The sequence below is a fragment of the Pseudomonas sp. NY15435 genome (genome assembly GCF_048068295.1).
Lineage (GTDB): Bacteria > Pseudomonadota > Gammaproteobacteria > Pseudomonadales > Pseudomonadaceae > Pseudomonas.
Genome location: NZ_JBLUQA010000013.1, coordinates 71156 through 85196 on the forward strand (window position 1 = coordinate 71156; position 14041 = coordinate 85196).

Sequence of the window (14041 nt, forward strand, 5' to 3'; positions counted from 1 at the left end):
GAGTCTGCGTCATACCGGCTGCCCGACCGGTGCTTCTTCAGTCCCGTCGACGGGATCGTCGGCGAACTGGCGGGCATGCAGGCGGGCGTAGTAACCGTTCTGGGCGATCAGTTGGTCGTGGGTACCGCGCTCGACGATATGGCCCTGGTCCATCACCAGGATCAGGTCCGCCGCTTCGATGGTGCTCAGGCGGTGGGCGATGACCAGGGTGGTGCGACCTTCCATGACCTTTTCCAGGGCGGCCTGGATGTGCCGCTCGGACTCGGTGTCCAGCGCCGAGGTGGCCTCGTCGAGGATCAGCACCGGGGCGTCCTTGAGCAGCGCGCGGGCAATCGCCAGGCGCTGGCGCTGGCCGCCGGAAAGCATCACGCCGTTCTCGCCGACCTCGGTCTCGAAACCTTCGGGCAGGCGGTCGATGAACTCGCGGGCGAAGGCGTCATCGGCAGCCTTTTCCACCGCTTCGCGCGGCCGGCTGGCAAGGTCACCATAGGCGATGTTGTTGAGCACGCTGTCGTTGAACAGGTTGACCTGCTGGGTCACCAGCGCGATGTGCCGGCGCAGGTTGCTCAGCGTGTAGTCTTCGACGTCCGTGCCATCGAGCAGGATCTGCCCATCGCTGTGGTCGTAGAAGCGCGGGATCAGGTTGGCCAGGGTCGACTTGCCGCTGCCGGAGCGGCCGACCAGCGCCACCATCTGGCCGGGCTCGACGCTGAAGTTCAGGTCGTTGAGGACCTTCTTCTCGGTGCCCGGGTAGGTGAAGCTGAGGTTCTTCACTTCGAGGCGGCCCTGCACACGGTCACGCTCGATGGTGCCGTTGTCCACCTCGGGCTGCTCGTCGAGCTGCTCGAAGATGCTCTCCGCGCCGGCCACGCCCTTCTGGATGGTCGAGCTGACTTCGGACAGCTGGCGGATCGGCTTGGGCAGCAGGCCGGCCATGGAGATATAGGCCACCAGGTCGCCGACGGTGGCATCGCCACGCAGCAGCAGTACGAGGTACAGCAGCACGGCCATGGCGCTGTAGATCACCAGCTGCAGCATCGGCGTGTAGATCGCCGAGGTCTTGTTCATGCGCAGGTTCTTGCTGGTGTTCTCGCTGGTCACATGGCGGAAGCGTTCACGCTCGTAGGGCTCGCCGCCGAAGCTGCGAACCACGCGGTAGCCCTGGATGGTCTCGGAGGACACATGGGTCACGTCGCCCATGGCCACCTGGATCTTCTTGCTCTGCTTGCGGAACTTGCGGCTGGCGGTCGTCACCATCACCGCGATGATCGGCAGGATCGCCAGCATCACCAGGGTCAGCTTCCAGTTCATCCACAGCAGCGAGAGGAACAGGAAGACCACGGTCATGCCTTCGCGGATCACCACCTTGATGGCGTCGGTGGCCGCGCCGGTGACCATGGTCACGTTGAAGGTAATCCGCGAGATCAGGTGGCCGGAGTTGTTGCTGTCGAAATAGCGGTTGGGCAGGGTCAGCAGATTGTTGAACAGCGCGATGCGCAGGTCCTGCACCAGCCCCAGGGAAACCTTGGCGATGAAGTAGTTGCCGAGGAAGGAGCCGACGCCTTGCCAGACGGCGATCAGCACTACCAGCAACGGCACGGCGTAGAGCAGCGACAGGTCGCGGAGCCAGTCCACGGAGGAATTGGGGAACAGCTTGGCATCCGGATGGGCCAGGCCGTCGACGAAATACTTGAGGATGCCCGCCAGCATCGGCTGGGTCGCGGCGAAGATCAGAAAGCCGACGATGCTGAGCAGAAACATCCCGATGTACGGGCGCACATAGGACAGCAGTCGGAAGTAGATCTTCAGGCTGGAAGTTGCCTGGGGTTCTTTACCGGACATGTAGGAATCGCACGCTTAAAAGGTCGGCGATTATAACACAGCGCTCTCGTTTGCCCGGCGGCTGGGCTACTATAGCCGGCTATCGATTCAGGGACCCGCTATGCAAGACCTCGCTCTCTCCGCCTACGAAGCGCTGCGCGCCGGCGCCCAGGTGCTGGAAGCCGACAAGCATGGCGACAAGGTCCTGCGTCTGGCGGACGGCAACTTCCTGAAACTGTTCCGGCGCAAACGGCTGATCTCCTCGGCGGCGCTCTATCCCTATGCGCAGCGCTTCGCCGACAACACCGCAACGCTGCAGCGCCTGGCGGTGCCCTGCCCGCTGATCATCGAGGTCTATCGCATCGCGGAAATCGCCCGTGACGCGGTGCACTACCAGCCGCTGCCGGGGGACACGTTGCGCCAGGTGATCGCCGCTGGCGAGGCCGACCAGCAGCTCGCTGCGCAGTTGGGCACGCTGATCGCGGACCTGCACGATCAGGGCGTGTACTTCCGCTCGCTGCACTTGGGCAACGTGGTGAAGACCCCGGAAGGCACGCTGGGCCTGATCGACCTCGCCGACATGAAGAAGCAGCGCCGGGCGCTCTCGCGCCAGCAGCGCAAGCGCAACTTCGCCCACATGCTGCGCTACACCGGCGATCGCCAGTGGCTACTGGCCGGCAACCTCGACAGCCTGTCGCAGGCCTATCTCGCGCGCAGCCAGGTGCGTTGGCCGCTGCCCGAGCTCAAGCAGTTCCTCAGCTCGACTCCATGACCGCCGGCCGCACCTGCGGCCAGCGTTCCAGACTCAGCCCCAGCAGGATCACGACCCAGGGCATCAGCCACATGGCGCGCGTGCGCTCCCACAGGCTGAACACGTCGAACTGCATGGCGACGCTGGAGAACACCCACAGCAGCATCACCGACAGCCCCAGCGCCCGCGAGCGGCAACGCCAGGCCTGGTAGCCGATCATGCCCCACAGCAACAGGAAAGCCGCCAGCGCCGGCACGCCGTACTGGATGGCAGTGTGCACCGGGAAGTTGTGGGCGCCGTTTTCGTAAACGGCATTCCCACTGCTCACCGTATAGTCAGCCCCCAGGCCAACACCGATCCAGAAATGTTCGCGAATCTGTGGCCAGGCATGGCGCAGCAGCTCGAAGCGCTCGGCATCGCCACGCTCCATCAGCCCCGGCTCAACGATAACCAACGTCACTCCACCCACCAGCAGAAGCAGGGGCAGGAGCTTGGCAATCCGGCCGGGCACCAGCCCGAGACTGAAAATCGCCGTGACCATCAGCGCCAGCAGGGCTCCACGACTGCCGCACAGTGCAACGTAGACCAGCGAGAGCGCGAGCAGGACCACCCAGGGCAGTTGTCGCCAGCCGCGCCGAGGCAATAACGGCACGCACATCACCGTGACAAAAGCGATCGAGTAGGCCGCTGCATTGGGATTGTCGAGGAAGCCGCCAAACCCGTTGAGACGCCCTCCACCGTATTGCGGTGCGAACGACAGGGCCGCCAGGCTATAGAGCCCGACCACCAGCCCCATGGAAAGCATGGTCAAGCGCAACCGGCGCTCGTCTGCGCGAGCCCAAAGCACCCAGCCGAAGGTGAACAGCATGAACAGCGAGGTCGTCTTGAACTGGCCCAGCGGCTTTCCAGAGGTCGACCAAAGCAGCGACAGCACCGCCCAGCCGAACAGCGCCAGGAGAATCCACATTTCCCGATGGGCCCGCAGCAGGTGTCCAAGCTCCTGCCGGCGGGAGATGCACAACCACAGCGACGGCAAATAGACGAACAGCGCGACCATCTGGAAGTAGAACTTCATGCTTGGCGTCAGCATCACGCCAGCGATGCTCCACAGCACGCCGACGCCCAGCATGGCCTCGGCTATCCGGCTGCCCCTGCGCTGGCTGGCGCCCATGGGAGTCAAGCGTGGGCACCAGGCATTCCAGGCCTGGGCAATCACATCCTTCATCGACAAACTTCTTATTCCCGCCCGAATTTGAACAGCAAATGGCGAATCCGCCGCAGGGTAACGCGATTCCAGCGCCACGGCGGCAGTTGCAACAGCAGAGACCAGGCGTAGCGCTTGTCACAGACAACCGACTGCTTGAGCGCCTTGTTGAAAATACAGGTCAGGCCGGCGGCGTAGGCTGGGTGATCACGATAAGACGCGACCGCCATGCAGTCGTAATCGAGCTGCCTCTTGTACGCCGTCCTCGACAGGTTGCCCTCATGACGACGGTAACCGCTGACCACCTCCGGGAGCACTTCTACCCGGTAGCCCAGGTGGGCGATCTTCAGGGTCATCTGGAAGTCCTGGATGCGGATCTGCGGATCATATCCGCCAACCCGGTCCATGGCCTCGCGCCGGTACATGGCCACGGTCGCACCAATGGCGATGGCCTGCCCCAGCAACTCGTCGAAACTGTAATGGCGCACGCCGTTCCCCGGCCCCCCCTTCAGGTGCTGGCCATTGGCGTCGATATACACCGCGCGCCCGCCCAGGCAACCGACCTCGGGGTGCTCGCACAGGTAGCTCGCCTGCAGACTCAGTCGCCCCGGCATCATGATGTCGTCGGAGTCCGGCGTCGCCACCAGCTCGCCCCGGGCGTGGCTCAGGGCCGTGTTGAGCGCAGCACTGACGCCCTGGTTGGCCTGACGGTAGAACTGGAAGCCATATTGTTGCTGCAGTGCCTCGACCTTCTCGACACTGTTGTCCCGGGACCCGTCATCCACCACGATCAGCTCGAAGTTCGGGTAGTCCTGCCGAAGAATGCTCAGCAGCGTCTCTTCGATATAGCGTTCGCGGTTATAGCAAGGCACCAGCACGGAAATCAGCGGGTATTCCACAGACACCTCAATAACCGACAGGAAATGGCCACGGGTCAGATTCCCAGGGCCAGGCGCAAGCGCTCCAGCATACCGGGCCGGGGCCGTTCGCGCAGCGGGGCAGCCATCGCCGCAACGATCCGCGCACCGATCTGGCTGAACCCGAAGCCTGCCACAGCCAGTGCGCGCCCGGCCTCGGCGATACGCGCGGCACGTTGCGGGTCTTCCCTGAGCAGCTGCAGCTTGCTGCGCAGCTGCGCCACATCACGGTAGAGCACCACGTTGTGCATATCCTGCAGCCCCAGCGCGCGGTTCTCCGCTTCACCCTGGTCATACGCCAGCAGTACGCAGCCACAGGCCATGGCCTCGAAATTCTTGATCATGTACTCGCCCATGCCGACATCTGCGCTGACGAAAAAGCGGATGCGATTGAGCGTGTTCAGGTAGTCCTCACCCGAATTGGTCTTGGTCACCAGCAGATTCTCCACCTGCCCCAGTTCGTCCAGCAACGCCTTGCGGCCGCTGTAGGCAACGCTGCCGGTGCTGCCGACGAAGGCGAGCTCGATATCCCGCTCCCGCCCCAGATCATGCAGCAGATTCTGGTCATAGCCCTTGGGCACGAAGACCGCATCGAAGCCTTCCTGGCGCAGACGCTCGCTGACCATGAAGCCAGAGCTGATCACCCTGACCCAGGGCAGGCGGCGATAGTGCGCGCTGAACTTCCCGGTGTACTTGCAGGGAATGTAGTTCTGGTAGGCATCGTGTTCGAGAATGACCAGGTTCGGCACGCTGCGAATGAACGACGCCTGGCGTATTTCCTTCTTGAAGCGCAGGAAGAACAGGATGCGGTCGTACTTCGAGACATCCACGTGCTCGCGGAAGTAACGGCGCAGATTGGCCTGCTCATCGCTGCTCAGCCAGCGCAGATCGCAGCCGCAATGCTCCGCGACACCGTCATACAGGCGATCGAGAATGGCACGTTGCTCTTTCTGAACCAGGAACAGAACTCTCAAGACTCACCTTTACATCCCAGAGGGCGGCATTCGAATTTAGCGTGCATCCCGGCCCGGACTCGGCTATCGCGCGGCATCCCTGCACCCGGCCCCCTCACCACCCACAAGCGGGCCGGCGAAAGACAATGCGCCGCGAAGATTAGGGGACGCTGAACAGCCCGGTCAAGGCGATGGCGTCTCAGGATGGGGCGTGGAGAATCTGGCTCTGACGAACGTTGTAATAGGTGCAACCCGCCGGGAGGTCCTTGTTGACGAAGGACATCGCCCCAATGGTGACACCACTGCCAATCTCGAGTTCATCGGCGATGATGCAACTGTGCGCACCGAGGCTCACATCGTCACCGATCACCAGCGAGTAACGCGATAGCCCCAACGTCTTGATGCCCACCGTGGAGTTCTGCCGAATGAAGAAATTCCTGCCGATCTGCGCGTAGCCGGTGATGACCACTCCCGGCAGGTGAGCGATCCGGAAACCGGGGCCGATCTGCGCGGCAACGCTGATGTCCACCGCATAGCGCCGGTTCAACTTGCGCTGCAGGCGCAGCGCGTAACGTCGGCGCATTCCGCCTTTGGCGTAAAGGAACTGGGCCAGACGAAACTGCAGCAGGTAGCGCAGCACGTTGCTCTTGTAGGCGCGTTTCACGATGTTGCTGAACAGGCCAATACGACTACCGGGCTTCTTCTTGTTCGAAACTTCGCACTTCCAGCATTCAATCAGTTGCTGCAGATCCATCACGACCTCCCTCGCAGGCATTTGCCACCCGTCACAGTCATTTCTGCCTCGAGTAATGCATCCAGCTGGGTGGGTTGGACTTTCGGCACAACACTGGCCGGTAACCGGCTGTCCGGCGACAGATTGAACAGCCGCAACGGGTAGCGGGACGACACCTGCTCGGCAACGATCCGGAAGCTGGGCAGGATGTAGTCCTCGAAATCTTCATCGAGGCTGCTGGGCAGCGCCGCTGCCCCGGTTTCGTAGAAACGCCCGATACTCTTGTTCAGGTCCATGCCGATGATGAATACCTGGCTGAACCCAAGGTGACAGGCCAGTTGCGTCGCAGCAAAGGGGATGGTGCGCGCGCCGAAGTAGCCCTTGCTCATGTCGCAGCTGAAACCGATGCGATTGGTCTTCTTGCGCAATAAGGAAAAACCGCAGATCAGGTCCGGGTCCTTGCGGATCGACCAGGCATAGGAACGGTCCGAGAGCACGGCCATGCCATGGCGACGATTGACCCGCTCCAGCAGCAGGACGTTCGCTCGCTGCGCCAACACGGTCGGATCATGGCGATGCAGTTCCTGGAAGCAGTTCAGGCTCATCGCCAGGTGCGTGGCGCTGCGGGCGCCCAAGCGGGCGAGATCGGGCCTATCACGCACGAAGCCGGGATCATCGCAGATATAGAAGAAGGGCGTGATCTGCTCGTCGACACAGCGAACGATGGAGCCATTCATCGCGATGATCGGCCAATCCGCATAACGGGCCAGCGGAAACTCTCCCGCAGAGGGACCGGAGGCCAGCACAAAGACGCTGCCCTGATAACGCCCGCGGCACTCTCCGAAGGGGACGATGGGAACCTGTACATTTCCATCGCTCAGCCAGCGCCGGCCTTCTTCCAGCTTGAGTTCCAACATTTGCAATCGCGCGCTCGTCAATGAATCGCCAAAAGGGCAAAACCAGCGTCCGGGCTGGTAGAGAGAAAAGGATATCTGCAGGCCCGTCAGCGGGAAGAGGCGAGCAGCGCCTTCACCAGCGGCAGACTCCAGAATTCCCGGCGCACCGCGCCATCGGAGAAGCACGTCTGCAGGCGCTGCTCCATCTGCTCCACGCACATCACCCGCTGCTCACGGTCCAGCACCGACAGGTGCCGCAGGCCTTCGGCCAGCGCCGCATCGTCGCCAAGCGGGAAGAGAATCCCCAGCCCTTCGACGATTTCTCCGGCACCGCCGCCAGCGGTAGAGATCAGCGGCACACCGGCGACCATGGCCTCCAGCAGGACCATGCCGAACGGCTCGTGGTCGGAGGTCAGGGCGAACACGTCGAAGGCCTTGAAGTAGCGTTTGGCGTCCGGGACCTGGCCGAGGAACAGCACGCGATCGGCGATGCCCAGCTCCCGCGCGAGGTCCTTGAGGTCTTCTTCCAGACGGCCCTTGCCCAGGATTGCCAGCAGGCTGTTGTGCGGCAGGCGCGGCAGTGCGCGGGCGAAGCCACGCAGCAGGGTGGCCTGGTCCTTGTCCGGATGCAGGCGGCCGACGTTGCCGACCACCCAGGCATTGTCTGCCAGTCCCAGGTGCTGGCGAGCGGGATAGCGTTCGACCTGTTGAGCCTGCAGCGCCTCGACGTCGACCCGGTTGTACAGGGTCTCGATGCGTTCGTGCGGCCAGGCCGGCAGGCAGGCGCGTATTTCGTCACGCACCGCATTGGATACACCCAGCAGACTCAAGCGCTCGGCGAAGAAGCGCGCGAACAGCTTGCGTCCCAGGCGCTGGAAATCACCGAAACCGTGGTGCACGCCGATGATCGGCAGCTTGGTGCCGAGCATGGCGATCCAGGTCGGCTTGAAGCGGTGCGCGATGCAGAAGCGGAAGTCGCGGGAACGGGCGATCTCGCGCAGGTCGCGGATCGCCTTGAGCTTAAGCCCGCGGATGTCCCGCGAGCTGTAGTCGAGGAAGAGCACCTCGTCGCTGGCGCAACCGACCACGACTTCCGGATCGGGCGCGCCGGTGAGGAACACCGTCGTAACCCGGTAACCGGTGCCGGCAAACAGGCTGGCGTACTGACGGGCGCAGTCGAGGAACGGCCCGTCATAGCCATGGCAGAACTGCAGAACGCGCGGTTCAGCCGACCGAGTCATGGGACTCCACGCCGTCCTTGACCACCAGGATGTCCTGCATGATCAGGTATTGCAGGTCCGAGCCGTAGAACATGTTCAGCGCGTCGGTGGGCGAGCAGACCATCGGCTCACCACGGCGGTTCAGCGAGGTATTGAGCGCCACGCCGTTGCCGGTGAGCTTCTCCAGTTCCTTCATCATGTCGTAGTAGCGCGGGTTGAACTCGCGCTTCAAGACCTGGGCGCGGGAAGTGCCGTCTTCATGGACGACTTCCGGCACGCGGGTCTTCCACTCTTCGTTGACTTCGAAGGTGAAGGTCATGAATGGCGCCGGGTGGTCGATCTTGAACATCTGCGGGCCGACGGTATCGAGCATCGACGGGCAGAAGGGCCTCCAGCGCTCGCGGAACTTGATCTGCGCGTTGATGCGATCAGCCACGCCGGCAATGCTCGGGCAGCCGATGATCGAACGGCCACCGAGGGCACGCGGGCCGAACTCCAGGCGGCCCTGGAACCAGGCCACCGGGTTGCCTTCGACCAGCACCTTGGCGATGTGCTCGGGCACGTTGTCGATCTTGCGCCATTGCGGCTTGGCCTCGTGGCGGGCGCAGGCGGCGATGACGTCTTCGTTGCTGTATTCCGGGCCGAGGTAGACGTGCTCCATCTTCTCGACCGGCACACCGCGCTCCCAGGACACGTACGCGGCGGCGCCAACGGCGGTGCCGGCGTCGCTGGCCGCGGGCTGTACGTACAGCTCCTTGACCTCGGGGCGGGCGATGATCTTCTGGTTGAGCTTGACGTTCAGCGCGCAGCCGCCGGCGAAGGCGATCTTGCCGGTCTCGCGGATGATGTCGCCCAGGTAGTAATCCATCATCTCCAGCGCCAGCTTCTCGAACAGTGCCTGGATGCTGGCGGCATAGTGGATGTAAGGATCGTCGGCGATATCGCCTTCACGTTTCGGGCCGAGCCACTCGATCAGCTTGGGCGAGAAGTAGTAGCCCTTGCCCTTTTCCTTGTAGCGACGGAAGCCGATGACGTTGGCGTAGTCGGTGTTGATGACCAGCTCGCCGTTCTCGAACTTGGCGAGACGGGAGAAATCGTACTTGCTGGCATCACCGTAGGGCGCCATGCCCATGACCTTGAACTCGCCGTCGAGCATGTCGAAGCCGAGGTATTCGGTCAGTGCGCCGTACAGGCCGCCCAGGGAGTCCGGGTCGTAGAACTCCTTGATCTTGTGGATCTTGCCGTTCTCGCCGTAGCCGAAGAAGGTGGTGGCGTACTCGCCCTTGCCGTCGATCCCGAGGATCGCGGTCTTCTCCTTGAAGCCCGAGCAGTGATAGGCGCTGGAGGCGTGGGCCAGGTGATGCTCGACCGGCTGGATCTTGACCTTCTTCAGGTCGAAGCCCAGCTGCTGCAGGCACCACTGGATACGCTTGTAGTAGCGGTGGTAGCGGCGGTTGCCGAGCAGGATGGCGTCCAGCGCGCGGTCCGGCGCGTAGGCGTAACGCTTGGCATAGTGCCAGCGGGCCTTGTCGAAGATGCTGATGGGGGCGAAGGGAATAGCCACCACGTCAACGTCCGACGGCTTGATCCCGGCCTGCTCCAGGCAGAACTTGGCCGACTCGTAGGGCATGCGGTTCTTCGCGTGCTTGTCGCGGACGAAGCGCTCTTCTTCGACGGCCGCGACCAGCTTGCCGTCGATGTACAGGGCGGCGGAAGGGTCATGGCTTACGGCGCCGGACAGGCCGAGGATGGTCAATGCCACAGGGTCTAGCCTCTTTCATCTGGGCGGGTGCCAGGCACCCGCGGTAAACGTTCGTCGAGCAGCTTGTGCAGTGCGCTGCCCTCTGGCCAGTTGCGCAGGAAGCGCGCACGGTCGCGGGCATAGGCGCGGGCGAAGCTCGCTTCTCGCGAGTGGCGCTGCATGGCATCGAGGTCGATCAGCGACCATTGCCCGCCTTCGCCCTGCTCCTGCCAGAACAGGTTGTGCCCCTTCAGGTCGCCGTGGCTGATGCGCTCGCGCACCAACGCCGCGAACAGTCTGTCCAGGGCCACAAGATCCGATTCCGGCGGCAGGCCGCCCCCCTCCGGTTGGTCCAGGTAGGGTTTGAAACGGGCGATTATATCCTGACCGGCCAGGTAATCGGTAATCAGGAAGGCCGGGCCGCGCAGCCACAGCCAGCGCCGCTCGATCACCGCCAGCGGCTTGGGTGTGGCGATGCCGAGGAAGTCCAGGCGATTGCCCTCACGCCAGGAAGCCCAGGCGCGGCTGGGGCGCCAGAAGCGCTTGAACCAGTGCAGCAGGTTCTTGATGTTGTAGCGCTTGACCACCAGCGGCCGGCCATTCAGCTCCACGCGGGCGACAGTCGCGGCGCCGCCGGTCTTGTAGAGGTGTCCGCGATCTATGTAGGAATCCGGATCGTCCAGCAGCGGTTGCAGGCCCTCTTCTTCCTCGCGGCGCACCGCGCGCAGGCCGAACGGCCCCTTGAACACGCTGAACAGGCTGCAGTCACGGGCGATTTTCTTCATCAGATCGCCGACGCGCCAGCGTCGAACCTTGGCGATTTCCTTCTGCAGGGCCTCCAGCGGCAGCGCATGCTCGCCATTGGCCAGCAGGTAATGGATCAGCAATTCCTCGAGATAAGGATCGAGGCTGGCCGGTAGTTGGGCGAAGAACACGCCGAGGTTTTCCAGCACGTGCTTGCGCGACAGCGGCTGCCCGGGGGTTTCCGCACGGATGCCGGCACCGTCGATCAGGTAAAGCTGGTCGGCGTGGCGCAGCAGGTTGTCCAGGTGCAGGTCTTCCTGCCACAGGCCCTTGAGGTGCAACTGGGCAATGGCGGTCAGCGCTTCGGCGATGACCGTGGTCTGCCCATCGGACAACAACGGTTCGCCTTCCACGGCGCGCCAGGCGTCCCAGAGGCTTTCGGCGTTATCGAGGAACTCGAAGAGCAGCCAGCCGCCCTCGCCGTCCTTCAGCCCATCGGCCAGCAGTTGCGGCGTGGTCAGGCCCTGCTCGGCGAGCAGGCGCACGCCTTCGCGCTCACGCTGGAAGTGCCGCGCAGCCTTGCCGCCGACCAGCAGCTTGGCCAGCACCGATCGGCCGCGCCAATTGGCCGCACCGACGTAGCGCTGGCCGGGCAGTACGCGCAGCAGTCGGTCGAGGCGCAGCTCGGCCGGGCCGGCGCCGTCTTCCAGCTCGATGCGCAGGGGCAGCGCGGGAGCGCGACCGGCATCGCGCAGGGCCGACAGCCTCATGCGCGGTTTTCCTTCTTCTTGCGGCGTGCGCCGAGGCGGCGATACCAGTCGTCTACCTCGGGACCGGTGGATGAGGTGCCCAGGTAGGCCGCCAGCAGGTTGCGCACGTCGGTCTCGTTCCAGTCCGGCGCGCGGCGCAGCAGCGGCTCGAGGTCGCGCACGCGGTCGCGCTGGCCAAACCACAGCGGGCGGGTCTTCTCCAGGTCGATCAGGGTTGCCTCGAAGGCGTCGTCGGTTTCGCGCAGAAAGATGTGCTTGGGGTAGAAGCAGCCATGCATCTGCCCAGCCTCGTGCAGACGACGGGCGAGCATGCCGCAGGCGCGCAGGATGGCCTGGCGACGCTCGGCAGGCAGGCTCGACCAGCCCTGCAGCAGGCTGTCGAGGTCGCGCCAGCCGTCCAGGGCGCGGGTCATCAGGATCGCCCGGCGCTCGCCGCCGACCTGCCGCGCACCGAAGAACGCTGCCTGCATCGACGGAATGCCGAGCTGGTGGTAGCGCTGGATATTGCGGAACTCGCGGCTGAAGGTCGGCTCGCCGAGCGGGCGTTTCAGGCTGCGGGTCAGGTGGTTGCTCTGGCGCTTGAGGTAGTAGGCGGTGCCGTCCAGCTCCAGGCGGTACACGCTGCTCCAGCCGCCGCGCTCGGTATTGGGCTCGTCCACGGCTTCCAGCTGCAGTGCCCAGAGGGCGTCGAAATCGGCCAGGGCATTGTTTTCCAGCAGGGCCTGGTCGCCCTCGGCAATGAAATCCTTCACTCGCGTCCCTCAAAGAAATGGACGATCTGTCGGAGACGTTTCTTGTCCGACGCGTTCAATCGCTCGCGGCGCCGATACATCAGGTAGAACTGCAGACGCTGCGTGTAGGAGAGGTGGTACTTGGCGACCTTGTCGAGGGTGGCCAGATCCTTGGTGATGCGGTAGCGCAGCATGAAGCTGACCCAGAAATCACCGATCGGGCAGTCGATGAAGTACACCGTGCCCTCGCCGTCCACCAGTATGTTGCGCCACTTCAGGTCGTTGTGGGTGAAGTGGTGGTCATGCATGGTCCGGGTGTAGCCGGCCAACTGGCGCATGACGTGCTCGACCCAGGCACGATCCTTCAGGCGCGGATCGTCCTGCTTGGCCAGGGCATGCAGGTCCTCGGTGCCGACCAGCTCGCGGGTGATGATCGCACCGCGGGAGAAGCCGCCGTTGACGCGTTCCAGGCCGTAAGCCACCACCTGCGCCGTGGGAATGCCCCACTTGGCGAACTGCTTGAGGTTCTGCCACTCGGCCTTCACCCGCGGGCGCGGCAGATAGCGGCGGAAACCCTTGCCCGGTTTGCGGTAGCGCTTGACGTAATAACGCGCGCCATCGCGCTCGATGCGCACGACGTCGGACATGGCGTCTTTGGTGATGCGTTCGCCTTCGAGGGCAAACACGGCATCGAGGCTGCCGAATTCGGCGGCGAGATGCTGGTAGTCGGCTTCGAGTACCCAGCCGGCCATCAGAGCAGGTCTCCGTATCGTTGTTTGCGGTCGTAGAGCTTGGCTGCCTTGCGCTCCATCCAGGCCAGCAGCGCGGCCTCCTCCCGGAGAATGTCACGCAGCGGGCGCAGGAAGTAACCGCGCAGGAAGCGCAATTTGTCACGGCGCGTAAGGCCGATGTCCAGCGCGGAGAAATACAGCGCCGCCAGGTCCTTGTCGCGCCAGCGGCGCGGGGTAGCCGCGCGGGTCTGGGCGCGGTGCAGGTCGATCACCGACAGGCGCAGGTCATCAGCGCTGATCGGGCGGTCGGTGTGCAGCAGGAAGTGGCAGATGTAGCAGTCGCGGTGATTGACCCCGGCGCGGTGCATGGTGCCGACCATCTTCGCCACTTCGGCGATCAACGCGCGCTTCAGGCGCGGCTCGGGCGGCGTCTGCAGCCAGTCCAGCGAAAGGACTTCCAGGTCGGTGGTCGGCGCCAGCTCTTCGGTGATGATGAAGGAGTGCTGCGCAGCCGGATTGCCGCCACGCTCGCCATAGGCCACCGCGGTCATGGTCGCCACGCCGGCCTGGTGCAGGCGCTCGATGGCGCGCTGTTCCTGGCCCGCACCCAGCACCGGAAGCTTGGCACTGAACAGGTTCTTGACGATCTCGCCCCAGCCGATGCCGCGGTGGATCTTCACGAAATAACCGCGCCCCTCGACTTCGGTACGCAGCGTGCGGCGGCCTTCCAGCTCGCGGTAGACCTTGCCTTGCAGGCGTTCGACTTCGGCGAACGGGTCCTTGCCGGCCCACAGGCGCTTGAACGGTTCGTGCAGCTCAAGCTTCATGG

13 protein-coding genes are annotated in these 14041 nt (G+C 64.0%); 1 reads left to right on the forward strand and 12 read right to left on the reverse strand.

The window, feature by feature from the left end:
- Positions 1-9: 9 nt before the first annotated feature.
- Positions 10-1842: a lipid A export permease/ATP-binding protein MsbA gene (gene msbA / locus ACNFH5_RS25425; RefSeq protein ID WP_416750839.1), complete on the reverse strand. Its 1833-nt coding sequence runs from the start codon at positions 1840-1842 to the stop codon at positions 10-12.
- 100 nt (positions 1843-1942) lie between these two features.
- On the opposite strand from msbA, the gene ACNFH5_RS25430 reads away from it, so the two are divergent.
- Complete coding sequence (locus tag ACNFH5_RS25430) at positions 1943-2593, forward strand: lipopolysaccharide kinase InaA family protein (protein WP_416750841.1); 651 nt, start codon at positions 1943-1945, stop codon at positions 2591-2593.
- On the opposite strand, the gene ACNFH5_RS25435 is transcribed toward ACNFH5_RS25430, so the two are convergent.
- From ACNFH5_RS25435 to rfaP, 11 genes are all read right to left on the reverse strand, one after another.
- The gene (locus tag ACNFH5_RS25435) at positions 2577-3797 is read right to left on the reverse strand and encodes an O-antigen ligase family protein (RefSeq protein ID WP_416750842.1); all 1221 of its coding nucleotides are present in this window, start codon (positions 3795-3797) and stop codon (positions 2577-2579) included. The genes ACNFH5_RS25430 and ACNFH5_RS25435 overlap by 17 nt on opposite strands.
- 11 nt (positions 3798-3808) lie before the next feature.
- Positions 3809-4675 carry a glycosyltransferase family 2 protein gene (locus ACNFH5_RS25440; RefSeq protein WP_416750844.1) on the reverse strand — a complete coding sequence of 289 codons (867 nt, stop codon included), beginning with the start codon at positions 4673-4675 and terminating at the stop codon, positions 3809-3811.
- Between the two features lie 35 nt (positions 4676-4710).
- On the reverse strand, positions 4711-5667 hold the full coding sequence (locus ACNFH5_RS25445; RefSeq protein ID WP_416750847.1) for a glycosyltransferase family protein: 957 nt from the start codon (positions 5665-5667) through the stop codon (positions 4711-4713).
- Positions 5668-5845: 178 nt separating this feature from the next.
- Positions 5846-6400 (reverse strand): serine acetyltransferase, encoded by a 555-nt coding sequence (locus tag ACNFH5_RS25450; RefSeq protein WP_416750849.1) that lies wholly within the window; start codon positions 6398-6400, stop codon positions 5846-5848.
- Positions 6400-7296, reverse strand: a complete 897-nt coding sequence (locus ACNFH5_RS25455; RefSeq protein ID WP_416750851.1) for a lipopolysaccharide core biosynthesis protein — start codon at positions 7294-7296, stop codon at positions 6400-6402. The genes ACNFH5_RS25450 and ACNFH5_RS25455 overlap by 1 nt, the downstream gene beginning before the upstream one ends.
- Before the next feature lie 86 nt (positions 7297-7382).
- Positions 7383-8516 carry a glycosyltransferase gene (locus tag ACNFH5_RS25460; RefSeq protein ID WP_416750853.1) on the reverse strand — a complete coding sequence of 378 codons (1134 nt, stop codon included), beginning with the start codon at positions 8514-8516 and terminating at the stop codon, positions 7383-7385.
- Positions 8500-10257, reverse strand: a complete 1758-nt coding sequence (locus tag ACNFH5_RS25465; protein ID WP_416750855.1) for a carbamoyltransferase — start codon at positions 10255-10257, stop codon at positions 8500-8502. Before ACNFH5_RS25465 ends, ACNFH5_RS25460 begins: the two co-directional genes overlap by 17 nt.
- Before the next feature lie 5 nt (positions 10258-10262).
- Positions 10263-11750 (reverse strand): lipopolysaccharide kinase InaA family protein, encoded by a 1488-nt coding sequence (locus tag ACNFH5_RS25470; RefSeq protein ID WP_416750857.1) that lies wholly within the window; start codon positions 11748-11750, stop codon positions 10263-10265.
- Positions 11747-12502 (reverse strand): lipopolysaccharide kinase InaA family protein, encoded by a 756-nt coding sequence (locus tag ACNFH5_RS25475; protein ID WP_416750859.1) that lies wholly within the window; start codon positions 12500-12502, stop codon positions 11747-11749. Before ACNFH5_RS25475 ends, ACNFH5_RS25470 begins: the two co-directional genes overlap by 4 nt.
- Positions 12499-13233 (reverse strand): lipopolysaccharide kinase InaA family protein, encoded by a 735-nt coding sequence (locus ACNFH5_RS25480; RefSeq protein ID WP_416750861.1) that lies wholly within the window; start codon positions 13231-13233, stop codon positions 12499-12501. Before ACNFH5_RS25480 ends, ACNFH5_RS25475 begins: the two co-directional genes overlap by 4 nt.
- The gene (gene rfaP / locus ACNFH5_RS25485; RefSeq protein ID WP_416750863.1) at positions 13233-14039 is read right to left on the reverse strand and encodes a lipopolysaccharide core heptose(I) kinase RfaP; all 807 of its coding nucleotides are present in this window, start codon (positions 14037-14039) and stop codon (positions 13233-13235) included. Before rfaP ends, ACNFH5_RS25480 begins: the two co-directional genes overlap by 1 nt.
- Positions 14040-14041 lie beyond the last annotated feature (2 nt).